Here is a 22,189-nt window from a genome sequence, read left to right as displayed (position 1 = left end):
GGCTGAAGCCCACCCTACAAAGCCCAGAGCCGGCGCTTTCCGTAGGGTGGGCTTCAGCCCACCAGAAACGCCACTCTGAGGCAGCGTACGCCGGTACACGAACGAAAAAGCCGCTGCCCTCTCACAGGTGCAGCGGCTTTTCGGTTACAACAACCAGGCCTCAGCCGCGGGCGCCACGCACTCCGGCGCTGAGCTCGCGGCACAGGCCGAGCACACCTTCCACCGCGTCTTCCGGGCTCTTGGCACTGGCGATCTGATCGATCAGTGCCGAGCCCACCACCACGCCTTCGGTCAGTCGTGCGATGGCGGCGGCCTGTTCCGGCGTGCGGATGCCGAAGCCAACGCACACCGGCAGGTCGGTGTGGCGCTTGAGACGCGCCACCGCCTCCTCGAGGTGTTCCAGGGTGGCGGAACCTGCACCGGTCACGCCGGCCACCGAGACGTAGTAGACGAAGCCCGAGCTGCCGTTGAGAACGGTGGGCAGGCGCTGATCGTCGGTGGTCGGAGTGGTCAGACGGATAAAGTCGATACCAGCGTTCTGAGCCGGGTCGCAGAGCTCGTCGTTATGCTCCGGCGGCAGGTCGACGACGATCAGGCCATCGACCCCGGCTTCTTTCGCATCGCTGACGAAGCGCTCGACGCCATAGGCGAAGATCGGGTTGTAGTAGCCCATCAATACCAACGGGGTGCTGCTGTTGGTTTCGCGGAATTCGCGGACCATCTGCAGCGTCTTCGGCAGGTTCTGCTTAGCCGCCAGGGCGCGGATGTTGGCCAGCTGGATCGCCGGGCCGTCGGCCATCGGGTCGGTGAACGGCATGCCCAGCTCGATGACGTCGGCGCCGGCATCCGGCAGGCCCTTGAGGATGGCGAGCGAGGTGGCGTAGTCCGGGTCACCGGCGGTCACGAAGGTCACCAGCGCGGCGCGGTTTTCCTGCTTCAGCTGTGCGAAGCGCGACTGCAAACGGGTGTTCACCGAGCTCATATGTGTTCTTCCTGTTCGTCGTAGTGGTGCATGACGGTTTGCATGTCCTTGTCGCCGCGGCCGGAGAGGTTGACCACCATCAGGTGCTCCTTGGGCAGCTTCGCCGCACGCTTGAAGGCTTCGGCCAGGGCGTGGGCCGATTCCAGCGCGGGGATGATGCCTTCCAGGCGGCAGCACTGGTGGAACGCGGCCAGGGCTTCGTCATCGGTGCAAGGTACGTATTCGACGCGCTTGATCTCATGCAACCAGGCGTGCTCAGGGCCGACGCCTGGGTAGTCGAGGCCGGCAGAGATGGAATGCGCATCGGTGATCTGGCCGTCGGCATCCTGCAAGAGGAAGGTGCGGTTGCCGTGCAGCACGCCCGGCGCACCGCCGGCCATACTGGCAGCGTGCTTGCCTGTATCGATACCGTGACCGGCCGCTTCGACGCCGACGATCTGCACGCCCTCATCATCGAGGAACGGGTGGAATAGGCCGATGGCGTTGGAACCGCCACCGATGCAGGCGACCAGCGAGTCGGGCAGGCGGCCTTCCTTCTGCATGATCTGCTCGCGTACTTCGTTGCCGATCACCGACTGGAAGTCGCGCACCATGGCCGGGTAGGGGTGCGGGCCGGCGGCGGTGCCGATCAGGTAGAAGGTGTTGTGGACGTTGGTCACCCAGTCGCGCAGGGCCTCGTTCATCGCGTCCTTCAGCGTGCCGGTGCCGGCGATGACCGGGATCACTTCGGCGCCCAGGAGCTTCATGCGGAAGACGTTGGCCTGCTGACGCTCGATGTCGGTGGTGCCCATGTAGACCACGCACTGCATGCCGAAGCGCGCGGCCACGGTGGCGGTAGCCACGCCGTGCATGCCGGCGCCGGTCTCGGCGATGATGCGCTGCTTGCCCATGCGCTTGGCCAGCAGGATCTGGCCGATGCAGTTGTTGATCTTGTGCGCGCCGGTGTGGTTCAGGTCTTCGCGCTTGAGGTAGATCTTCGCTCCGCCGAACTGCTCGGTCAGGCGCTCGGCGTAGTACAGCGGGCTGGCGCGGCCGATATAGTCACGCTGGAAATAGGCCAGCTCCTCAAGGAAGGCCGGATCGGTCTTGGCCTTTTCGTACTCGGCAGCCAGCTGGTTGATCAGCGGCATCAGGGTTTCGGCGACGAACTGGCCGCCGAAGCGGCCGAACAGGCCGCGGTCGTCAGGACCGGTGCGGTATGAAGTCATGTGAGGCTCCTGTAACGGTTGCCGGGCCTGGGTGCTTGTCTTGAACGCGGCTGGCGCATTCGCGGTCAAGGCCGCTCCCGCAGGCGATCGGATGATGCGATGGATTCAGGGTACGGCTATGGGCGCCGGGTTAAAAGCGATAAGATCGCCACGACCTGTCAGGAAAACTCACGCTTATGGCTCAGGATCTCCCCCCTCTCAATGCCCTGCGTGCCTTCGAATCGACCGCCCGTCTGGGTAGCGTCAGCGAAGCGGCGCGCGAGCTGCATGTCACCCACGGGGCCGTCAGCCGGCAGGTCAAGCAGCTCGAGGAGCAGCTGGGCATCGGCCTCTTCGTCAAGGACGGTCGTGGCGTAAAACTCACGGATGCCGGGGTACGCCTGCGTGATGCTGCCAGCGAGGCCTTCGAACGCCTGCGCAGCACCTGTGCCGAGCTGAAGCGGCAGACTGCTGAAGCGCCGTTCGTCCTTGGTTGCCCCGGCAGTCTGCTGGCGCGCTGGTTCATTCCGCGGCTGGATCGGCTCAATCGTGATCTGCCGGAGCTGCGCCTGCAGCTGTCCGCCAGTGAAGGCGATCTAGACCCGCGCAAGCCGGGAATGGATGCCACGCTTTGGTACGCCGAACCGCCATGGCCGGCGGACATGCAGGTCTTCGAGCTGGCCGCCGAGCGCATCGGCCCGGTGCTCAGCCCCTACCATCCGCGCTGTGCCGAGCTGCGCAGCGCACCTCCCGCGGCGTTGCTCGACGAAGCGCTGCTACACACTGCCTCGCGCCCGCAAGCCTGGCCCACCTGGGCGCGTCAGCAACAGTTGGACCCGGCGCAGTTGCGTCCGGGCCAGAGTTTCGAGCACCTGTACTTCCTGCTCGAGGCGGCGCTGGCCGGGCTTGGGGTGGCCATCGCGCCGCAGCAGCTGGTCGCCGACGATCTGAAATCGGGGCGGCTGCTCGCGCCCTGGGGCTTCGTCGAAACCAGCGCCCGGCTGGCGTTGTGGGTGCCGGCGCGGCGGCTTGATCGCCGCGCCGAGCGCCTGGCCGACTGGCTGCGTGTCGAGTTGGGTGGCGCCGAAATGAAGCAGTAGGGGAATGGAATGCTGGACCACCAGAGCTCGTTCGCGACCGCAACTCGCACAAGGTCGGTCAAGCAGGCCTTTTTAGGCGGGCTGGGGGCGCCGAGTCCCGGCTGCGACTTCTCCGTCGTGCAATGCTGAGTCATTCACGTAAGCGCTGTGGCGGCTTGAACTCGCATGAGGCCATCGAGTCCTACGCCGCACGGCAACGGAGCGATCGGCGTATCGCAGCGGCTTTTCCGATGCCTTCTTCTGCCTCGAAAGGACTTTGCGAATGAATGCTTGCGCTTCTGTTGCGGTGCTCGTGGCCGGCTTGCTGCTGGCGGGTGCTGCCCATGCTCAACCGATCGAAATTGACGGCATCGAACTGTCGCGGGACGTGCCCTGTCTCGGCAAGGACGTGAACATCTCTGGCAATGCCAACAAGATCAACCTCACCGGCGAATGCGGCGTGGTGCAGGTCTACGGGACGGATCATGAGGTCAGCCTGGAAACGGCGTCCGCGCTTGAGGTGTCGGGCATCGAGAACACCGTGTCGGCCAAATCCGTTGATCGTCTGACCGTGGACACCAGCAAGAACCATGTACGTACCGCCATCCTAGGTCGCGGCCAGACGGCGATCGTCGAAGTGTCGGGTGGCGAGCATGAGCTGGAGCTGGTGTTCGACGGCCCGGCGCAGCTTATCCTGGACGGCATCGACAACCGCTTGAAGTGGAGCGGTGACGAGCCGGCGATGTCGTCCTCTGGCATCGGCCATCGGATCGACCGTCAGTAACACTTGTGCCACGCGCCGCTGTGGCGCAGCTGGCGGCTCGCAGCATCGTCGACGCGCGGAAGGAAACGCAGACCTGCTGCGGTCGCCTTTGGTCCCGTGGTTGTGGGACCCGACTCGCCCGTGCGAGCGGCCTCAGCTGGCCAGTGCGGTCTGCGGCGAAACTGACTCCGCAGCGGCGACCTTGTCCACCGCATAACCGCGCGGATTGCGGCTCTGCCAGCGCCAGGCATCGGCGAGCATGGTGGTCAGGTCTTTCTCGGCGCGCCAGCCGAGTTCCAACTCTGCCTTGGTCGGGTCCGACCAGCACTGGGCAATGTCGCCGCTGCGGCGCGGCTTGATTACGTGAGCCAGGGGGCGCCCAGTGACTTCCTCGAAGGCGGTGATCATCTCGCGTACCGAATGGCCCTTGCCGGTGCCGAGGTTCCACGTGGAAACACCATGAATCAGCTGCAGCCGTTCCAGTGCTTTCAGGTGACCTTTGGCCAGATCGACCACATGGATGTAGTCGCGAACACCCGTGCCGTCCGGTGTCGGGTAGTCGTTGCCGTACACGCTCAGCTGCTTTCGACGACCAACCGCCACCTGCAGCATATAGGGCAGCAAATTGTTCGGCACTCCGTTGGGATCTTCGCCGATCAGCCCGGATTCATGCGCGCCGATAGGGTTGAAGTAGCGCAGCAAGCCGATCGACCAGCGCGGATCGGAATCGGCCAGGCCCTTGAGCACATTTTCGGCCATCAGCTTCGACTGGCCGTAGGGGTTGGTCGGCACGCCAGTCGGGCGGGCCTCGGTGATGGGCATCACCGGCGACTCGCCATAGACGGTGGCCGATGAGCTGAATACCAGCTTGAAGATGCCAGCTTCAGCCATCGCCTGGCACAGCGCGATGCTGCCGCCAACGTTGGTTTCGTAGTAACGCAGCGGCTCGCGCACGCTTTCGCCAACCGCCTTGAGACCGGCGAAGTGCATCACCGCACTGATTGGATAGGCAGCGAACAGCGCCTTGAGCAGCGAGCGGTTGCGCACGTCCCCTTTGACGAAGTGCAGCGGCCGATCAGCCAATTGCTCGACTCGGTCCAGGGCCAGCTTCGAGCTGTTGCACAGGTTGTCGAGCACCAGCACGTCGTGGCCGGCCTGTAGCAGTTCGAGTACCGCGTGTGAGCCAATGTATCCAGCTCCTCCTGTCACCAGAATCATCTGTCTACCTCCGAATTCGCTGTCTTTTCGACACGCTCGCGACACTGCGGCTGGCCATAGCTGGCGCTGCATGAGTCTCCGTAATTGGGGTCGGCGAAGCGGAACGGGACGGCGACGACAAGCTGCGCGCGGGGGGTTCCGATGCCGGTTTAAATCAGGCGTCCTGCAGATAGGGACGGGACGAGGTCCGAGCGAGTTCCATCTACCCGCTGGCCGGTCGACGGGCTGCGCTATCGGATGATTGGCGGGAACCCGTACCGCTGATTGCCGTCCACTACCGGCAGGTGGCGCGGGCTGCAGGACGTGACAACGGCCCGCCGCTACCGCGAGATGACACGCCTTACGCAGGGCAGCGCTGGCATCGAAGTGGCAACGTGAGCAAGCAGGAACGCTTGGGCACCGCTACCGAAATGAGGTGCTAAATGAGTTGGGCCGGCCCGTTCCAATACGACATCGGTAAATCCCGCAACGCGCAGCAGGCACCGGCCGAGGTTGTCTTCGACGATCAGGTCCCAACCCTGTTGTGCCTGTCGCACCTGCGCTGGAGCTTCGTCTATCAGCGACCGCAACACCTGATGTCGCGCTTTGCCCGCGACTACAACGTGCTCTTTCATGAAGAGCCGATTCCCACAGAGGACGCCCAGCCCTGGCTGGAAGTACGCCCCGAGGAAAACGGCGTGCAGGTGCTGATTCCGCGGCTGCCGGCGGGCTGCGAGGGTGAGGATGCGAACCGCGTGCAGCGTCAGTTGCTCGATGGCTACCTGGCCAAGCTCGGGGTCAGCGATCTGCTGCTCTGGTACTACACGCCGATGAGCCTGACGTTTTCGGATCATCTGGCACCGAGCCTGATCGTCTACGACTGCATGGACGAGCTCTCGGCATTCCGCGGCGCGCCACCGCAGCTGATCGAGCGCGAGGTGGAGCTAATGTGCCGCGCCAATCTGGTCTTTACCGGTGGCTACAGCCTCTACGAGGCCAAGCGCCAGCGTCACGACAACGCCCATCCGTTCCCCAGCAGCGTCGATGTCGAGCACTTCGCTGCTGCGCGCCGGCCGCAGCACGACCCGGACGACCAGGCTGAGATCGCGCATCCGCGCCTGGGCTTCTACGGCGTGATCGATGAGCGCCTGGACCTCGAGTTGATCGAGCAGGTCGCGCGGATGAAGCCGGACTGGCAAATCGTGCTGATTGGCCCGGTGGCCAAGATCGACCCAGCCGACCTGCCGCAGCGTGACAACATCCATTACCTCGGCGGTAAGACCTACGACGAGCTGCCGCAATACCTGTCGGGCTGGGACGTGGCGATCATGCCGTTCGCGCTGAACGAGTCGACCCGTTTCATCAGCCCGACGAAGACCCCCGAATACCTCGCCGGCGGTTGCCCGGTGGTGTCCACGCCAATCACCGATGTGGTGCGCACCTATGGCGACACCGGCATCGTGCGCATCGCCGACAGTGCCGAGGCGCTCGTCGCCGCTACCGAAGCGGCGCTGGCGGATGCCGAGGACCGCGATGCGCTGCTGGCCAAGGCCGACGAGATCCTTGGCGACATGTCCTGGGATCACACCTGGAGCCTGATGAAGGAGAAGATGCAATGCGCGATATGACCCCGCAGGACAGCAACCCGGAACGTCTCGGCGGTGGTGCCGGTGAAGAGCCGCAGGCGCGCAGGCGTGGCTTCGACTACCTCATCGTCGGCGCCGGTTTTGCCGGCAGCGTGCTGGCCGAGCGCCTGGCAGCCGGCTTGAACAAGCGCGTGCTGGTGGTCGACCGCCGGCCGCATATCGGCGGCAACGCCTATGACCATTACGATGAAGCGGGAGTGCTGATCCATCGCTATGGTCCGCACATCTTCCACACCAATGCCCAGCGCATCGTCGACTACCTCTCGCAGTTCACTGAGTGGCGGCCTTACGAGCATCGCGTGCTGGCACAGGTAGACGGGCAGGAAGTGCCGATCCCGATCAACATGACCACGCTGAACAAGCTCTACGGTTTGAACATGACCAGCGAAGAGGAAACGGCGGATTTTCTCGCCAGCCGCGCCGAGCCGGTGGAAGACATCCAGACCAGCGAAGACGTGGTGATCAACGGCATCGGCCGCGAGCTGTACCAGAAGTTCTTCCGCGGCTACACCCGCAAGCAGTGGGGCCTGGACCCGTCGCAGCTGGACAAGTCGGTGACCTCGCGCATCCCGACGCGCACCAATACCGACGACCGCTACTTCACCGATACCTTCCAGCAGATGCCCAAGTACGGCTACACCAAGATGTTCGAGAAGATGCTCGCGCACCCGAACATCAAGGTGATGATCAACACCGATTACCGCGAAATCTGCGACGAGGTGCAGTACGACCACCTGATCTTCTGCGGGCCCATCGACGAGTACTTCGACTATCGCTTCGGCAAGCTGCCGTATCGGTCGCTGAAGTTCGAGCACAAGCAGCTCGATCGGGAGCAGTTCCAGGCCGTGGGCACGGTCAACTACCCGAGCGAGGATGTGCCCTACACGCGCATCAGCGAGTACAAGCATCTCACCGGGCAGGTCCATCCGAAAACCAGCATCACTTACGAGTACCCCTCGGCCGAGGGCGACCCCTACTATCCGATCCCGCGTCCCGAAAACGCTGAGCTGTACAAGCGCTACCAGCAGCTGGCGGACGAGACGCCGGGTGTGACCTTCGTCGGCCGCCTCGGCACCTACAAGTACTACAACATGGATCAGGTGGTCGGCCAGGCGCTGGCGCTGTACAAGCGCATCGAGGAAGCCGAGCTGGCAACGCAGCCGCAAGCGGTGCCCGAGCAACTCGGCTGAAACTAGACGGTCGTTATGCATGAGCCTGTCGCCACGCGGCAGGCCCGTGCCGCTCGGTTGCTGCCCGGCCGTAGCGAGTCATCCATGAGGTAAACGATGCACCACCCCAGTCTGTTCAAGAGTTTCTTCCTTGGTGGTTTCGAGTGTTCGAACCACCGGCGCAGCGACGGCCGACGTCTCGATCTGATTGCCGCGACGGGGCACGACCGCTGGGCGGCCCACGACTACGCCGAGCTGCACCGCTACGGCCTGCACAGCGTGCGCGATGGCTTGCGCTGGCACCTGATCGAGCGCGCGCCGGGGCAGTACGACTGGTCCAGCTTCCTGCCCATGCTGCAGGCGGCGCAGCGCCAGGGCACCCAGGTAATCTGGGATCTGTGCCATTACGGCTGGCCGGACGACATTGACATCTGGCGCCCGCAGTTCGTCGAGCGCTTCGCCCGCTACGCCGCGGCGGCAGCGCAGCTGATCAAGGACGAGACCGGCGAGGTACCGTTCTATGCGCCGCTCAACGAGATTTCCTTCTGGGCCTGGGCCGGTGGCGACGAGGCCTATTTCAATCCGATGGCACGCGGCCGCGGTTTCGAACTCAAGCACCAGCTGGTGCGCGCCACCATCGCCGCGATGCAGGCAATCCGCGCTGTCGAGCCACGGGCGCGCTTCGTCCAGGTCGATCCGGCGATTCATGTAATGGCTGCCAATGATCGGCCCGGGCCACAGCGTGATGCCGAACGTTTTCGTCAGTCGCAATTCGAGGCCTGGGACATGCTCTGCGGCGAGCAATGGCCGGGCCTGGGTGGTGCCCCGGAGTTCCTCGACATCATTGGCGTCAACTACTACTCCGATAACCAGTGGTACCACGGCGACGGCCGTACCATCGAGCGGGACAACCCGGACTACCGGCCTTTCAAGGGCATCCTCCGGGAGATCTGGCAGCGCTACCAACGTCCACTGCTGATCGCCGAGACAGGTGCCGAAGGTGATGTGCGCGGGGACTGGCTGCGTTATGTCAGCGAGCAGGCGGGCCTGGCCATGCAGACCGGGGTGCCGGTAGAGGGGATCTGTCTGTATCCGGTGCTCGATTACCCAGGCTGGGCTGACGAGCGCCATTGCCCGGTCGGGTTGCTCGGCTTCCCCGACGAAAACGGCAAGCGCTGCGTGCATGAAGGGCTGGCCGATGAGTTGCGCCTGCAGCAGACCCGCTTCGGGCATTGCAGCTCCGCGCCGCAACTCGCTGCAGCCATGTCATGAACCAGGCGGCCGGAGCGCCCCAGGCGAAGCCGGACGAGTTGCCGTTGCCGACCCGCCCGGTCGCATTTCTCTGGCATTACATCTGCGCACGGCCCTGGCACTTCGGTGGGCTGCTGGCGCTGATCATCGGCGCGGCCAGCTGCGCGGTGGCCGTGCAGTACGGCATGAAGCTGCTGGTCGATGCGATGGCAGAGGACACCGCCGATCGCGGCTCGGCCAATGTCTGGTGGCCGCTAGGCCTGTTCATCGGGCTGATCGTCACTGAAAACGTGTTCTGGCGTTTGGGCGGCTGGCTCGGTTGCCGCACGGTGGTGGCCAGTGTGGTGGACATCCGCGTCGACCTGTTCAAGCATCTGACCGGCCACCCGATGCGCTACTTCACCGAGCATTTCGCCGGATCGCTGGGCAATCGGATTTCCGCCGTGGGGCAGGCGGCTGGCGCCATCTACGGCGGCTTGGCGTGGAAGATCGTGCCGCCCATCGTCGACTTCATTGGTGCGGTGATAGTGCTGTTCACCGTGGACGTGCGCATGGCCGTAGCGCTGATCATCTTCGTCGCCATCGTTGCGGCGCTGATCACCGGTTTCGGTATCCGCGGCCGCTACAAGCACCAGCGCTTCGCCGCGCAGTCGGCGCGGGTTGGCGGCGAACTGGTGGATGCCGTCTCCAACGTCTGGACCATCAAGGCCTTTTCGGCCCGTGACCGCGAGGCCGAGCGCCTGGCCCACGAGATTGGCTTCGAGGCCCGCGCTCAGCGGCGCAGCTGGATGTACCTGGAAAAGGCCCGGGTAATGCACGATATCTGCCTGTCGGTGATGGCCGGCGGCATGCTGATCTGGGCGATCCAATTGTGGGTAGGCGGCGAGGTAACGGCAGGCGACGTGGTGCTGGTCAGCGCGCTGACCTTCCGCATCCTGCATGGCTCACGGGATCTGGCGCTGGCGCTGGTGGATGCTACCCAGCAGATCGGCGCCATCGACGACACGCTGCGCATCATCGTCCAGCCTCATGGGCTGGATGACACCGACAATCGGCTGATGATCGCCGAGGGCGACATCACCTTCGAGCGGATCAGCTTCAGCTACCCGGACCGTGGTGCGGTGTTCGAGGGCCTCGACCTGCACATTCCGGCGGGGCAGAAGGTTGGTGTGGTGGGTTCGTCCGGCGCCGGCAAGTCGACGCTGATCAACCTGATCCAACGCCTCGATGATGTGCAGAGTGGCCGTGTTCTGGTCGATGGGCAGGACATTCGCAGTGTCAGCCAGGACAGCCTGCGCGAGAAGATCGCGGTGGTGCCGCAGGAGACCGCGCTGTTCAACCGCAGCATCCTCGAGAACATTCGCTACGGCCGCCCGGATGCCAGCGATGAGGAGGTGGTCGAGGCGGCGCGCAGGGCCTTCTGCGACGGTTTCATCCGCGAGCTGCCTCAGGGTTACGACACCCTGGTCGGCGAGCGTGGCGTGATGCTCTCCGGCGGCCAGCGCCAGCGCCTGGGGATCGCCCGCGCGTTCCTCAAGGATGCGCCGATTCTGATTCTCGACGAGGCCACCTCGGCGCTGGATACCCAGTCCGAAGGTGAAATCCAGGCGGCGCTGAACAACCTGGTGCATAACCGCACCGTGGTGGCGGTGGCGCATCGGCTGTCGACGCTGGCGAGCTTCGACCGCATCATCGTGCTGCGTGCCGGGCGCATCGTCGAAGATGGCCCGCCCCAGGAACTGCGCCGCCGTGGCGGTGAGTTTGACGCGCTGTGGCGGATGCAGGCCGAAGGCTTCAATCAGGAACCCGACCCAGCAGCATGAAACGCGCCGCGGTGAATTCGCGCAGCCTGCGCTCGCTAGGCTATGACCCGGACCAGCAGGTGCTAGAGGTGGAATTCAATAGCGGTGCGCTGTACCGCTATGAACAGGTGCCACCCGAAGAGGTGCAGGCCCTGCTGGAGGCCGACTCCCTGGGCCGGCATTTCAATCAGGTGTTCAAGCCGCAGCATTACCGTTATCGGCGCGTGGAGTGATCGCGCCGGGAACCGAGTGGATAAGCTGCGCGTTATCCACCCTACGTGTGCCGCTGCGGCCGTAGGGTGGATCCCGATCCACCGATCCACGGGGCGGGCCATCCACCGAGCGGAGTGCGGTGGATGTAAAAAAGCGACATCCACCCTACGGACCACAACGTAGATGCGTAGGGTGGAAAACTGCGCAGCATTTTCCACCGGGGCGATCGGCTGCCCGCCATCGTTGGATCGACCGTTGCGCTGAACTTCCGGGGCGATCTGCGGGCCTCAATGAACAGGATGCGTCATCACCGAGCGGAGGCTCTCCAGACCAGAAGGGGATTGTTTCAATGTCGGATCATCACACCTACAAGAAGGTTGAAATCGTCGGTTCCTCGCGCAACAGCGTCGACGAGGCGATTCAGAACGGCATCGCCGAAGCCAGCAGTTCACTGCAGAACGTCGAGTGGTTCGAAGTCGGCGAGATCCGCGGCCATGTCGAAGACGGCAAGGTCGGGCATTTCCAGGTCACCATGAAGGTCGGCTTCCGCCTTACCAATAGCTGATCTGCGTTTCAGGTCACCCGGCAGCGACTGTTTGGTCGGCTGCCCGGGATGCCCGCTTCAAAGGTGGCTGGTGGGCGCATGGCCACGGCTGCGTTCGTAGCGTCGCAACAGCGGCTGAGTACTTAGGCCGTGCACAACGATGCTCAACACCACCACCGATATCACCAGGGAAATAAGCGCTTCCGTCTCGGAAGGCAGCAGGCCGTGGGTCACCGCGTAGCTCAGGTAGTAGAGGCTGCCGATGCCGCGAATGCCGAACCAGCCCACCGTCAGGCACTGGGTGCGATCCAGATAGCGCCGTGGCATCAGCAGCCATACGCTGAGCGGCCGGATAACCACGAACAGCGCCAGCGCCAATGGCACTGCACGCCAATCCCAGTGCACCGAGACCAACACGCCGAGCATGGTCACCAGCAGCACTTCCAGGCTGCGCTCCAGCTGGCCGCCAAAGGTCAGGATGTCGCCCATCATCACGCCGGCGGCGACTTTCGGTTCGCCGACCTTCTGCCCCTGCAGCGGCAAATCCCGTGGCGTCAGCCCGCCTTCGGCCAGGTGCGGGACAGCATGGGCGATCAGCTCTTCGGAGGGCGTTTCCGATTCGTTGGCGGCGTCCTTTTCCGCATGGCGCAGGCCGAGCCCGGCGGCGAACACCGCAAGAAAGCCCCAGGCGCCGATCAGTTCAGCGCCGACATAGGCCAGCGCAATCAGCGCCAGCGCCAGTGAGTCGTTGGGCGACATGGACGTATCGGCATGCCGCGCCCGCAGGAAAATCGCCAGCTTGCCGATCAACCGTCCCAGCAGATAACCCAGTGCCAGCCCGGCCGGTATGGCCCAGAGCACACGGTGTAAGGCCCACTCGCCGACCCAGCCGGAGGTAATGCTGCCTTGTTCGATCAGCAGCAGGCCGAACACCACGAAAGGGAAGGCCGTGCCGTCGTTAAAGCCGGCTTCGCCGGACAGCCCGTAGCGCACGTGATCGCTGTCCCGTGAGTTGTTGACCTGCACCAGGCTGGCCAGCACCGGGTCGGTAGGGGCGAGGATCGCGCCGATCAACACGGCGATACCCCAATGCAACCCCAATGCGTAATGACAGAACGCTGCCACGCCCGCGATACAGGCGAGCATCACCGGGCCAGCGAGAATGTAGGCGCTTTTCCAGGCCGGGTGGCGCATCGGCATGCGCAGTTTCAGCCCACTGACGAACAGCGACACCAGCACGGCGATCTCCGTGAGGTGTTCCATCCAGCCGGCGATGTGGAGGAACTCCATCTCCCACAGGCCCACGCCGAGCTGACCGATGAGCAGACCGAAGCCGAGGTAGATCAGCGAGGTGGTCACCGGCAGCCAGCGCAGGTAGGCCGAGGCCAGGGCGAGAATGAGCAACAGGACGCCGAGAACGGCCATCCATTCGAGAAAATTCATCAGGTTGTCCGATGGCGAGGCGCGGGGTGCACCCTTGGGTTGCGCCATTGGATCGGCAGCCGGCGGCAGGGTTCGCCGCCGGGGCCGAGGAAGGCCGCCACCGGTCAGAGTGGCGGCATGGGCATCACTGACGCAGCCCAGCGACGATCTCGAAGGCGCGGTGGCGGTCGGCGGTTTCGTACAGGTCGCAGGTGAAGATCAGCTCGTCGGCTTGGGTCTGTTCCAGCAGCACGTCGAGGCGTGCGCGAACTTTTTCCGGCCCGCCAATCAGCGCCAGCCCGAGGAAGTCTCCCACCGCCTGCTGTTCGTGCGGCAACCACAGGCCCTGCATGCTCTCCACGGGTGGGCGTAGCACCAGGCTCTGGCCGCGGATCAGTGAGAGGATGCGCAGGTAGACGCTGGTCACCAGATGTTCGGCGCGCTCGTCGCTGTCCGCGGCGATCAGCGGTACGCCGAGCATCACGTAGGGTTTGTCGAGCACCGCCGATGGCTTGAAGTTATCGCGGTAGAGCTTGATCGCCTGATGCATGTAGCGCGGCGCGAAATGCGAGGCGAAGGCATAAGGCAAACCCTTGGCCGCGGCCAGCTGGGCGCTGAACAGGCTGGAGCCGAGCAGCCAGATCGGCAGGTTGCTGTCGACACCGGGCATGGCGATGACGCGCTGATTGGGCTGGCGCGGGCCGAGGAGCAGCTCCAGCTCTTCGACGTCTTTGGGAAAGTCGTCGGCGCTGCCCATGCGGTCGCGGCGCAGGGCGTGGGCGGTGAACTGATCGGCACCGGGTGCACGGCCAAGACCGAGGTCGATGCGGCCGGGGTAGAGCGCTTCCAGCGTGCCGAACTGTTCGGCGATGACCAGCGGTGCGTGATTGGGCAGCATCACGCCGCCGGCGCCGAGGCGGATGCGCGTGGTGTTGGCGGCCAGGTAGCCGATCAGCACGGCGGTGGCGGCGCTGGCGATGCCGTCCATATTGTGGTGTTCGGCGACCCAGAAGCGCTCGAAATCGAGCGCTTCCACGTGCCGGGCCAGGGCCAGGGCGTTGTGCAGCGCCTCCGCGGGCGTGCCGTCATCGCGGATAGGGGCCAGGTCGAGGGCGGAAAAACGGGTGTTTGCAATGCGGGACATCGTTTACCTCATGGCGTAAAGCGGCTATGCGCGAGCGGGCTCAGCGGCAGTGTTCGGCCTGGGCCTCAGCCACTACGTGGCGCTGTTCATCGCGCAGCCAGCCTTGCGGTGTGAAGCCCAGCGAGCGGGCCTGGAACAGGTAGCGCTGGCCGGGCTGGAAATCGTCGTAGCGGATCACCAGGGTGCAGCGAATGGTATGGGTTTCGCCGAACAGGCCAAAGGCGCCCCCTGTGACTTCGAATTCATAGCGCGCTTCGAGTTCATGGGCGCCTGGCGGCACCTGGAAGTAGCGACCGTCGGGCGTACGTTTCTTGTCCAAGCGATCGGACATGAAGATGTCGCTGGTCTGCGCGGTCATGTCGACCCAGGCCATGGCTGGGTCGGGTTGCGGCAGTGGCCCCGCACAGCCGGCCAGCACCAGGACCAACAGGGCGAGGGTGAGTCGATGAAGCATGATTGAATCCTCGGCGAATGGCTGGGTGAGGCACGCTGGCGCCTCACCGATGCAACCGAGGGTGCGCCGAATGACGGCGCATTTCAACGCAGGTTCAGCGTCCGGCGAGGTCGCCGCAGCCCTTTTCCTCGGCACGCGCCAGGACGTACTGATGCTGGTCGTAGAGCTTGGCCCACGGGCGGAAGCCATAGCCGCCGGCCACCAGGCGGTAGCGCGCGCCAGCGGTGAACTTGTCGTATTCCAGGGTCAGTTTGCAGTCTCGCGCGAGGGCGTTGCTGCCCGGCCCGATGTTGGCGCCGTCGACGTCGAAGCGGTAGCGCATCTCCAGCTTGCGACTGCCGGGCGTTACCTGGAAATAGCGTGGATCCTCCAGCGTCCGACCGTCGACGGCTACGGCCTGCAGCTCGGTTTCGCCGTTCGGATTGAGGTCGATCCAGGCCTGCTCGGGGTCGGGTTTAGGCATCATGGCCGCGCAGCCGGTCAGGCTGGCGAGGAGGGGGACAAGAAGGAGACCGCGCATGTACAAAGCTCCAGCCGGCGACCACAGGGCCCGGCGAGGGATCGATTCAGGAAGCCATTGGCTGCCGCAGGTTGCAATCGGCAGCACGGCCTTTGTAGGGTGCGCTACGCGCGCTGACGCCAGCTCCGACCACTGACCGGTTCATCCGATGCCCAAGCCCAACGCCGCCTTGATCGACAACCGCTACTTGCGCTGGGTTCCCTTGCTGCTTGCCGTTTGTCTGAATGGGTGCAGCTACTATGGCCAACTCGCCGCGGGCCAGTTCGAGCTGTTACGCCAGCGTGAGCCGATCGAGGCGCTGCTCTCCGATGAGTCGCGTGATGCCGTGCTGCGCGAGCGGCTGGTCGGAGTGCTCGCCGCTCGGAGCTTCGCCAGCCAGGCGCTGGGGCTGCCGGACAATCGCAGCTATCGGTTCTACGCCGAGCTTGGTCGGCCGTATGTTGTGTGGAATCTGTTCGCCACCGAGGAGTTTTCGGTAAAGCCGCTGGAGCACTGCTTCCCCATCGCCGGCTGCGTCGCCTATCGCGGCTACTTTCGCCAGGGTGCAGCACGCGGCGAGGCGGCGCGGCTGCGCAAGGCCGGGCTGGATACCCACGTCGCCGGGGTCGAGGCCTATTCCACCCTCGGCTGGTTCGCCGATCCACTGCTCAGCTCCATGTTGCGGCGCAACGACGAGCAGCTGGCGGCATTGATCTTCCACGAGCTGGCCCATCAGCAGCTTTATCTGCCCGGCGACACGGCCTTCAACGAGTCTTACGCCACCTTCGTCGAGCGCGAGGGGCTGCGGCAGTGGCGTGCCAGCCAGGGGCTGCCGGAACAGGATGAGCAGGGCCGGACGCGCTACCGGCAATTGGTGCAGCTGCTGCTCGACACGCGCGAGCGCCTGGACAGACTGTATGGCTCGAGTCGGCCAGCACCCGAGTTGCGTGCACTCAAACAGGCTGAGCTCACCGCGCTGCGCCAGCGCTATCGGGCGCTGCGTGACGAGCAGTGGGGTGGCGATGCGCGCTTTGATCGCTGGTTCGCCCAGCCGCTGAACAACGCCACGCTGCTGCCGTTCGGCCTGTACGACCGCTGGGTGCCGGCTTTCGCCGCGCTGTTCGAGCAGTGCGAGGGGGACTGGGTGCGCTTTCACCAAGCGGTCGCGACACTCTCGGAACTGCCTGCCGACGAGCGGGAAGCCAGGCTTTCGAAACTGGCTGACTGAACAAGCGAAACGGCGCGCCCTGTTGCCGTGGGCGTTACGCGCCGTTATGGCTCTTGCGCCGAAAATCACCGATATACCGTTCATCGGCAGCGATACGCCTGTCCGCTGAACGGTGCGAATCGTTTTTTGAGCTCTCCGGTCATTTTTACCAGGTCGCCGATTTAACCGGCGGCGATCCCCTATGCCTGATACCCACGCATAACAACGGAGGCTCCATGGAGACCATTTCCGGAATTTTCGACAACAAAGGCACGCCACTGGAGAAGCAGAAGTTCACATGGAAGGAGATGGCCGGCAAGCCGATCAGCAAGCTCGATGACGATGCGTTTACCCGTGTGCGCATCATCCTCATGAACGGTGTCGAGACCGACGCCCTTCGTCTGAGCCACGGCATCGCCCGTTTCAACAAGGACCTGCGTCTGCCGCTGGCTCAGATTCGTCGCACAGAGCAGCACCAGGCCACCATGATCAACTGGCTGATCGGCGCCGACCACTCGCCCCTGGAAACCACTGTGGCCTACGAGCAGGTCGCTATCGAGGTGACCGCCGCCGTCGCACAGAACGAGCCCGATCCCTATCAGGCGCAGACTTATCGTTTCGGCCTGCTGGAGGATTTCGACCACCTTTACCGCTACTCGGCGATGCTCGACCGCCTCGAGGGCAAGGATGCCAACAACATCCTGCAGGGCTATACCGACATCGTCCCGGGTCGCAAGACATCCGAGCATCACCGGCACCCGGAAAACGACATCCGCGACAACTACGAAAAGGACAGCGCTGCGCTGATCACCAAGATCCACGCGGCGCTGATCACCGGCGCGGAATACCAGACCCATGACTACTACATGAACATCGGCCCGCTGTTCGCCGACCCGCTGGCGCGTCAGCTGTATGCCGAGATCGCCTCGGTGGAAGAGCAGCACGTGACCCAGTACGGCTCACTCTCCGATCCCAGCGAGAGCCACATCGAGAAGTGGCTGGTGCATGAGGCGATGGAGGTCTACATGTACGCCAGCTGCGCCGAGCAGGAAACCAACCCGCGGATCAAGGCGATCTGGGAGCGCTTCCTCGATTACGAACTGGGCCACCTCAACGTCGCCTGCGAATGGTTCAAGAAGCTTGAAGGCCGCGACCCGGCGGAGATTCTCGCCGGGCCGCTGCCAAAAATGGTCGAGTTCAAGAGCCAGCGTGAGTTCGTTCGCCAGGTGCTGGCCGCCGAGGTCAACCTGCGTACGGCCGGGCCGGTCTACGTGGACAAGGCCAAGGAACCGCAATCTTCCCTTGATTACCGCAACCACCTCGCCTCGGAAGGGCTCGCCTCGGACATCGTTTCGGCGGGTTACCAGTGGGCGCCGGGTGGCGAACTGATGCGCAAGGCTTCCTGAGGAGACGACCATGGCTACTGCAGCGAAAGTGGGTACCAATTTTACTGGCGTACAGATGTCCCCGAAGGACACCAAACGCCTGCTCGATGCCGTCAATGAGATTCATCCGGATGTGCCGGGCGATGAGCGCGGCATGTTGGTCGAACGCGCCGAGCGCGCCGCCGAGGCCGACCGTATCGGCTCGGTGCCGGTACCAGGTTCGGCGAAGGGCATGCTCAAGACCGGCTTCGATATGATGCGAGGCAAGAGCCCTGAGGTGTTCCTCGACAAGCTCGGCGAGCGCCTGGCCTACGAACGTAATGGCGTGCGGTTGTATGAGGCGATGATCGCCAAGGTCAAGGGCCTCGATACGCCGGATTCGGCGCTGATCGACATGCTGATGCATATCCGCGACGAGGAGCACGAGCACATGATGCTGGTGCATCAGGCCATCGAAACCCTCGGCGCCGACCCGACGTCGCAGACGCCTTGCGCCGATGTGGTTGGGGCCATGGCGCTGGGCATCGTCAACGTACTGACCGATCCGCGAACCAATGTCGATCAATGCCTCAACGCACTGTTGACGGTGGAGCTGGCGGATAACGCCGCCTGGGAGTTGCTGATCGAGCTGGCGCAGGCGGCGGGCCATCCGAACATCGCCGACAGCTTCGTCAAGGCGAAGACCCAGGAAGATGACCATCTGGTGAAGATCAAGACGTTGATGCGACGGGATCTGATCATGCAGACCAAGTAATCGCGTGCAAGCGGGTAGCTTTGGCGCACATTCCGAAAGGGGGGTGCGTCTTTTTTATGGGTGGGAATGGCTACCTCGTCGTCTTGTGAAGGCGAATATATTGGCGGCGGACTGGCAGGCTTTGCTTCATGGCGCTTAGCGAGTCGCCTGGAAACATGGTTTCGCCCTGCTGGGCGACTCACTTTTTTCAGTCGCGAAAAAAGTAAGCAAAAACGCTTGCCCCTGCATCCGGCCCTGCGCTTCGCTCCGGGTTCGTTCACTACGCCGCCGCTCCGAGGGTCGCCGTACAAGGGCCATCCATGGCCCTTTACGGCTCTCGCCGCATCCCTGCGGCTCGCCCCTCTCCACGACGGCTTCGTTCACCCTCCTGAAGGGGCGTTTGGAGTCGCCTGGTGGATCGTACAAACAGAACAGATGTTCGGCGTTTAGGCGGTTGCTGATGGCTTCAAAGCTCCAAGTTCTGCGCGTGGGCTTACCCTCGCGCTCTCCATTGCGGGCATGAAAAATCCCTACGGCGCGCCCGCACAGCACAGTCGGTACGATCATCTGCTTTGCTTTATTGCGCACAAGTCATCAGGCGACACCATTCGCCCCTTTCAGGAGGCCGAGTGCAATCGTTGCGTAGGGGAGTGAGCGGCATGGATGCCGCGAGAGGCGTAAAGGGCCATGGATGGCCCTTGTACGCCGGCCCCCGGAGCGGCGATGGAATGAGGGAAGTCGAGCGCAGCGAGACCCGCATGGAGGGGCAAGCGTTTTTGCCTACTTTTTCCGCGACTGGAAAAAGTGGGTCGCCCAGCAGGGCGAAACTAAGCTTCCAAGCAGCTCGGAAATAGTTATGCGATCTGAGCGTGCATCCATCCAGTCCAGCCATCGCTGCAGTTACTTCCTCGAACCAATCGAAGGACCAAAGAAAAAGGGGTGCCGCCTGCGCGAACACCCCTCTTCAACGAACACCGGTGAGCCGGTCAATCGTTGCCGACACTCGCCGTTTGCACGGTACAGCCCCAGACTTCCAGCGCCGGCTGGTCCGCTTTTGGCGGGCCGAGCCATTCGCTCATCGCGTGGCAACGCTGGTCAAAACACAGTTGGTAATCTCCTGCTTCGGGGGTTCGCCCCAGGCGCAGGAGTGGCAACGCAGGCATCTGGCGCTGGTAGTGCCAGGCCCCGTCGCGCAGTTCGGCGTCATCCGGGATTTCCATCCCGGCACCAGAACCCTTGACCCGCGCTTCGCCGAGCAGCAGCCCGTCCGGCGTCACGCGGTAATCCTCTTCCCAGCGGATCTTCTCGATGGTGTGGTTCCACGCCAGGGTGAAGGCGGGCGTGGGCACTTCGGCCCACACCACGCCGGCCAGCCCCAGGCACAGACCGATCACGCCGCCGCCGGCTCGGCACGACGGGCGCGCCAGAAATGCTGGATAAGAAACAGCGCGCCCAGCCCGAAGCCGATTTCATCGCTGATCGGCATCGCCAGTACCATCGAGGCGGCCGCGGCGAAGGCCAGTACCTTCTCCCACAGGGCCATGGGTCGCTGCAGATAACCGGTGAACACCGCGCCCCACAGGCCGACGGCGAAGGCTGCCTTGAACAGCATGTACAGCGTTGCGCCCCAGTCGCCGCCCTGCATCATCAGCGCCGGGTTGTACACCGCCATGAACGGCACGATGAATCCGGCAATGGCGATACGGATGGCCCACATGCTGATCTTCAGGCCCTTTTCCTTGGCGATCGGTGCGGCAGCAAAGCAGGCCAGCGCCACCGGCGGCGTGAGGTCGGCCATGATGCCGAAGTAGAAGACGAACATGTGCGAGACGATCAGCGGCACGCCCAGGTCCAGCAGCGCTGGTGCGGCGATCGAGCTGGTGATGATGTAGTTGGGGATGGTCGGGATGCCCATGCCTAGTATCAGGCAGGTCAGCATGGTCAGGATCAGCGAGAGGAACAGGTTGTTCTCGCCGACGGCCAGGATGTAGCCGGCAAAGGTTGAGGCCACGCCGGTCAGCGAGACCACGCCGATGATCACGCCGACCAGGGCGCAGGCGATACCCACCGGCACCGCATGGCGTGCGCCTTCGACCAGCGCATGCAGGCAAATGACCAGGGTGTCGCGCCCGCCCTTGATGAACCAGCACACCGCTACCAGCGCCGCGATGACCGCGAAGATCACCCCGATACCGAGCTGGAAGAAACCGGCGCAGAGCAGTCCGAGCGCGATCCAGAAGGCTATGCGCAAGGCGAAGCTGGAGACCTTGAGGATGATCGCCGAACCGAGGATGACGATTGCCGTCAGCGCCAGACCAATGGTACCGGCGAACATTGGCGTGCGCCCGGAGAACAGCAGCCAGACCAGCACCACCAGCGGGATCAGCAGGTACCAGCGCTCCTTCACTGCGGCCCAGGCACTCGGACATTCGTCCTTTGGCAGCCCCCTGAGACCGGCCCGCTTGGCTTCAAGATGGACCATCCAGAACACCGAGCCGAAGTAGAGCAGCGCCGGAATCAGCGCGGCCTTGGCGATCTCGACGAAGGGCACGTTGATGGTCTCGGCCATGATAAAGGCCACCGCGCCCATCACCGGCGGCATGATCTGGCTGCCCATCGAGGACGTGGCCTCGACGCCGCCGGCGAAGGCCGGGCGATAGCCGAAGCGCTTCATCAGCGGAATGGTGAACTGGCCGGTGGTGACCACGTTGGCCACGCCGGAGCCGGTGATGGTGCCCATCAATGCCGAGGACACCACCGACACCTTGGCCGGGCCGCCGAGCTTGTGGCCAAACAGGCCCATGGCGAAGTCGGTGAACAGCTTGATCATCCCCGCCTGCTCAAGGAACGAGCCGAACAGGATGAACAGGAAGATGTAGGTCGCCGAGACATAGGTTGGCGTGCCGTACAGGCCTTCGGTACCGAACGACAGCTGGTTGACGATCTGGTCCAGGTAGTAGCCGCGGTGCGCCAGCTCGCCCGGCAGGTACTCGCCGAACAGTCCGTAGGCCAGGAACAGTCCGCAGATGATCGGCAGGGCGATGCCCATGACCCTGCGTGCCGCCTCGAACACCAGCACGATCAGCGTCAGGCCCACCACCATGTCGGCAGTGGTCATGTCGCCGGAGCGCTGGATCAGATCGGCTTCGAAATACCACTGGTAGAAGAAGGTGGCGAAACCGGCCAGGCCGAGCACCCAGGCCACTGGCTGAAACGGCTTGCCGTTGCCACGCGCCGGGTAGCAGAGGAACACCAGCAGCAACAGGAAGCCGACGTGACCGGCCCGCAGCACCTGGCTGGATACCGGGTGAAAGGCGGCGGTGACGATCTGGTAGATGGAGAACAGCAGGGCGACGTAGAACAGCGCCCTCGGCCATTCGCTGGGGCTGGCGTGCAGCCCTTGGCTTTCGCTCATGGGAATCACTCTCTCACTGCAAGGGGATGCCTGTAGAAGCAGGCTTGCCGACGAGGCAGCGCAGGCAAGCCTGCTTGTACAAGGAGCGGGCTGGAGC

Annotated in this window: 20 protein-coding genes; 11 read left to right on the top strand and 9 right to left on the bottom strand. The window is 64.0% G+C overall.

Annotated elements, in window-relative coordinates:
• Positions 1-160: 160 nt before the first annotated feature.
• On the bottom strand, positions 161-982 hold the full coding sequence (gene trpA, locus CXK91_RS18160) for a tryptophan synthase subunit alpha (RefSeq protein ID WP_103457474.1): 822 nt from the start codon (positions 980-982) through the stop codon (positions 161-163).
• Positions 979-2,190, bottom strand: a complete 1,212-nt coding sequence (gene trpB, locus CXK91_RS18155) for a tryptophan synthase subunit beta (protein WP_103457473.1) — start codon at positions 2,188-2,190, stop codon at positions 979-981. Before trpB ends, trpA begins: the two co-directional genes overlap by 4 nt.
• A gap of 176 nt (positions 2,191-2,366) precedes the next feature.
• On the opposite strand from trpB, the gene CXK91_RS18150 reads away from it, so the two are divergent.
• Together CXK91_RS18150 and CXK91_RS18145 are read left to right on the top strand one after the other, a co-directional pair.
• Positions 2,367-3,269 (top strand): LysR family transcriptional regulator, encoded by a 903-nt coding sequence (locus CXK91_RS18150; protein WP_103457472.1) that lies wholly within the window; start codon positions 2,367-2,369, stop codon positions 3,267-3,269.
• Between the two features lie 262 nt (positions 3,270-3,531).
• On the top strand, positions 3,532-4,032 hold the full coding sequence (locus CXK91_RS18145; protein WP_103457471.1) for a DUF3060 domain-containing protein: 501 nt from the start codon (positions 3,532-3,534) through the stop codon (positions 4,030-4,032).
• Positions 4,033-4,164: 132 nt separating this feature from the next.
• On the opposite strand, the gene galE is transcribed toward CXK91_RS18145, so the two are convergent.
• Positions 4,165-5,229, bottom strand: coding sequence for a UDP-glucose 4-epimerase GalE (gene galE, locus CXK91_RS18140; RefSeq protein WP_103457470.1), 1,065 nt, complete (start codon positions 5,227-5,229; stop codon positions 4,165-4,167).
• A 422-nt stretch (positions 5,230-5,651) separates the two neighbouring features.
• Here galE and CXK91_RS18135 point away from each other — a divergent pair, with 422 nt between their 5' ends.
• The 6 genes from CXK91_RS18135 (at position 5,652) to CXK91_RS18110 (ending at position 11,854) form a co-directional block, all read left to right on the top strand.
• Positions 5,652-6,836, top strand: a complete 1,185-nt coding sequence (locus tag CXK91_RS18135; protein WP_103457469.1) for a glycosyltransferase family 1 protein — start codon at positions 5,652-5,654, stop codon at positions 6,834-6,836.
• Positions 6,824-8,044, top strand: coding sequence for a UDP-galactopyranose mutase (gene glf / locus CXK91_RS18130; protein WP_181003979.1), 1,221 nt, complete (start codon positions 6,824-6,826; stop codon positions 8,042-8,044). The genes CXK91_RS18135 and glf overlap by 13 nt, the downstream gene beginning before the upstream one ends.
• A 96-nt stretch (positions 8,045-8,140) precedes the next feature.
• Complete coding sequence (locus tag CXK91_RS18125) at positions 8,141-9,295, top strand: beta-glucosidase (RefSeq protein WP_103457468.1); 1,155 nt, start codon at positions 8,141-8,143, stop codon at positions 9,293-9,295.
• Positions 9,292-11,097: an ABC transporter ATP-binding protein gene (locus tag CXK91_RS18120; protein WP_103457467.1), complete on the top strand. Its 1,806-nt coding sequence runs from the start codon at positions 9,292-9,294 to the stop codon at positions 11,095-11,097. The genes CXK91_RS18125 and CXK91_RS18120 overlap by 4 nt, the downstream gene beginning before the upstream one ends.
• A complete protein-coding gene (locus tag CXK91_RS18115; protein ID WP_103457466.1) occupies positions 11,094-11,309 on the top strand; it encodes a KTSC domain-containing protein in 216 nt (71 codons plus the stop codon). The genes CXK91_RS18120 and CXK91_RS18115 overlap by 4 nt, the downstream gene beginning before the upstream one ends.
• Before the next feature lie 329 nt (positions 11,310-11,638).
• Entirely contained in the window at positions 11,639-11,854 is a 216-nt protein-coding gene (locus CXK91_RS18110) for a dodecin (RefSeq protein WP_103457465.1), read from the top strand.
• Between the two features lie 57 nt (positions 11,855-11,911).
• On the opposite strand, the gene CXK91_RS18105 is transcribed toward CXK91_RS18110, so the two are convergent.
• The 4 genes from CXK91_RS18105 to CXK91_RS18090 form a co-directional block, all read right to left on the bottom strand.
• Positions 11,912-13,276 carry a cation:proton antiporter gene (locus tag CXK91_RS18105; RefSeq protein ID WP_103457675.1) on the bottom strand — a complete coding sequence of 455 codons (1,365 nt, stop codon included), beginning with the start codon at positions 13,274-13,276 and terminating at the stop codon, positions 11,912-11,914.
• A 124-nt stretch (positions 13,277-13,400) separates the two neighbouring features.
• On the bottom strand, positions 13,401-14,399 hold the full coding sequence (locus tag CXK91_RS18100; protein ID WP_103457464.1) for an LLM class flavin-dependent oxidoreductase: 999 nt from the start codon (positions 14,397-14,399) through the stop codon (positions 13,401-13,403).
• Positions 14,400-14,439: 40 nt separating this feature from the next.
• Entirely contained in the window at positions 14,440-14,853 is a 414-nt protein-coding gene (locus tag CXK91_RS18095; RefSeq protein WP_103457463.1) for a hypothetical protein, read from the bottom strand.
• 94 nt (positions 14,854-14,947) lie between these two features.
• Positions 14,948-15,373: a hypothetical protein gene (locus CXK91_RS18090; protein WP_103457462.1), complete on the bottom strand. Its 426-nt coding sequence runs from the start codon at positions 15,371-15,373 to the stop codon at positions 14,948-14,950.
• A gap of 148 nt (positions 15,374-15,521) precedes the next feature.
• On the opposite strand from CXK91_RS18090, the gene CXK91_RS18085 reads away from it, so the two are divergent.
• From CXK91_RS18085 to CXK91_RS18075, 3 genes are all read left to right on the top strand, one after another.
• Positions 15,522-16,580 (top strand): aminopeptidase, encoded by a 1,059-nt coding sequence (locus CXK91_RS18085; protein ID WP_103457461.1) that lies wholly within the window; start codon positions 15,522-15,524, stop codon positions 16,578-16,580.
• 215 nt (positions 16,581-16,795) lie between these two features.
• Positions 16,796-17,965 (top strand): hypothetical protein, encoded by a 1,170-nt coding sequence (locus tag CXK91_RS18080; protein WP_103457460.1) that lies wholly within the window; start codon positions 16,796-16,798, stop codon positions 17,963-17,965.
• 10 nt (positions 17,966-17,975) lie between these two features.
• Positions 17,976-18,698: a ferritin-like domain-containing protein gene (locus CXK91_RS18075; protein ID WP_103457459.1), complete on the top strand. Its 723-nt coding sequence runs from the start codon at positions 17,976-17,978 to the stop codon at positions 18,696-18,698.
• A gap of 965 nt (positions 18,699-19,663) precedes the next feature.
• Here CXK91_RS18075 and CXK91_RS18070 read toward each other — a convergent pair.
• Positions 19,664-20,071 carry a DUF1850 domain-containing protein gene (locus CXK91_RS18070; RefSeq protein WP_015275110.1) on the bottom strand — a complete coding sequence of 136 codons (408 nt, stop codon included), beginning with the start codon at positions 20,069-20,071 and terminating at the stop codon, positions 19,664-19,666.
• Complete coding sequence (locus CXK91_RS18065) at positions 20,068-22,092, bottom strand: TRAP transporter permease (protein WP_103457458.1); 2,025 nt, start codon at positions 22,090-22,092, stop codon at positions 20,068-20,070. The genes CXK91_RS18070 and CXK91_RS18065 overlap by 4 nt, the downstream gene beginning before the upstream one ends.
• Positions 22,093-22,189: the final 97 nt, after the last annotated feature.

The sequence above is a fragment of the Stutzerimonas stutzeri genome, assembly GCF_002909485.1.
Taxonomy (GTDB): domain Bacteria; phylum Pseudomonadota; class Gammaproteobacteria; order Pseudomonadales; family Pseudomonadaceae; genus Stutzerimonas; species Stutzerimonas stutzeri_AH.
The sequence above is the reverse complement of the archived record's forward strand: the minus strand, read 5'-3'. Positions and strand labels throughout refer to the sequence as shown.

What these genes read in the sequence shown, in the direction of transcription:
- trpA (WP_103457474.1), bottom strand. Translation starts at nt 982, where the DNA reads ATGAGCTCGGTGAACACCCGTTTGCAGTCGCGCTTCGCACAGCTGAAG.
- trpB (WP_103457473.1), bottom strand. Translation starts at nt 2,190, where the DNA reads ATGACTTCATACCGCACCGGTCCTGACGACCGCGGCCTGTTCGGCCGC.
- CXK91_RS18150 (WP_103457472.1), top strand. Translation starts at nt 2,367, where the DNA reads ATGGCTCAGGATCTCCCCCCTCTCAATGCCCTGCGTGCCTTCGAATCG.
- CXK91_RS18145 (WP_103457471.1), top strand. Translation starts at nt 3,532, where the DNA reads ATGAATGCTTGCGCTTCTGTTGCGGTGCTCGTGGCCGGCTTGCTGCTG.
- galE (WP_103457470.1), bottom strand. Translation starts at nt 5,229, where the DNA reads ATGATTCTGGTGACAGGAGGAGCTGGATACATTGGCTCACACGCGGTA.
- CXK91_RS18135 (WP_103457469.1), top strand. Translation starts at nt 5,652, where the DNA reads ATGAGTTGGGCCGGCCCGTTCCAATACGACATCGGTAAATCCCGCAAC.
- glf (WP_181003979.1), top strand. Translation starts at nt 6,824, where the DNA reads ATGCGCGATATGACCCCGCAGGACAGCAACCCGGAACGTCTCGGCGGT.
- CXK91_RS18125 (WP_103457468.1), top strand. Translation starts at nt 8,141, where the DNA reads ATGCACCACCCCAGTCTGTTCAAGAGTTTCTTCCTTGGTGGTTTCGAG.
- CXK91_RS18120 (WP_103457467.1), top strand. Translation starts at nt 9,292, where the DNA reads ATGAACCAGGCGGCCGGAGCGCCCCAGGCGAAGCCGGACGAGTTGCCG.
- CXK91_RS18115 (WP_103457466.1), top strand. Translation starts at nt 11,094, where the DNA reads ATGAAACGCGCCGCGGTGAATTCGCGCAGCCTGCGCTCGCTAGGCTAT.
- CXK91_RS18110 (WP_103457465.1), top strand. Translation starts at nt 11,639, where the DNA reads ATGTCGGATCATCACACCTACAAGAAGGTTGAAATCGTCGGTTCCTCG.
- CXK91_RS18105 (WP_103457675.1), bottom strand. Translation starts at nt 13,276, where the DNA reads ATGAATTTTCTCGAATGGATGGCCGTTCTCGGCGTCCTGTTGCTCATT.
- CXK91_RS18100 (WP_103457464.1), bottom strand. Translation starts at nt 14,399, where the DNA reads ATGTCCCGCATTGCAAACACCCGTTTTTCCGCCCTCGACCTGGCCCCT.
- CXK91_RS18095 (WP_103457463.1), bottom strand. Translation starts at nt 14,853, where the DNA reads ATGCTTCATCGACTCACCCTCGCCCTGTTGGTCCTGGTGCTGGCCGGC.
- CXK91_RS18090 (WP_103457462.1), bottom strand. Translation starts at nt 15,373, where the DNA reads ATGCGCGGTCTCCTTCTTGTCCCCCTCCTCGCCAGCCTGACCGGCTGC.
- CXK91_RS18085 (WP_103457461.1), top strand. Translation starts at nt 15,522, where the DNA reads ATGCCCAAGCCCAACGCCGCCTTGATCGACAACCGCTACTTGCGCTGG.
- CXK91_RS18080 (WP_103457460.1), top strand. Translation starts at nt 16,796, where the DNA reads ATGGAGACCATTTCCGGAATTTTCGACAACAAAGGCACGCCACTGGAG.
- CXK91_RS18075 (WP_103457459.1), top strand. Translation starts at nt 17,976, where the DNA reads ATGGCTACTGCAGCGAAAGTGGGTACCAATTTTACTGGCGTACAGATG.
- CXK91_RS18065 (WP_103457458.1), bottom strand. Translation starts at nt 22,092, where the DNA reads ATGAGCGAAAGCCAAGGGCTGCACGCCAGCCCCAGCGAATGGCCGAGG.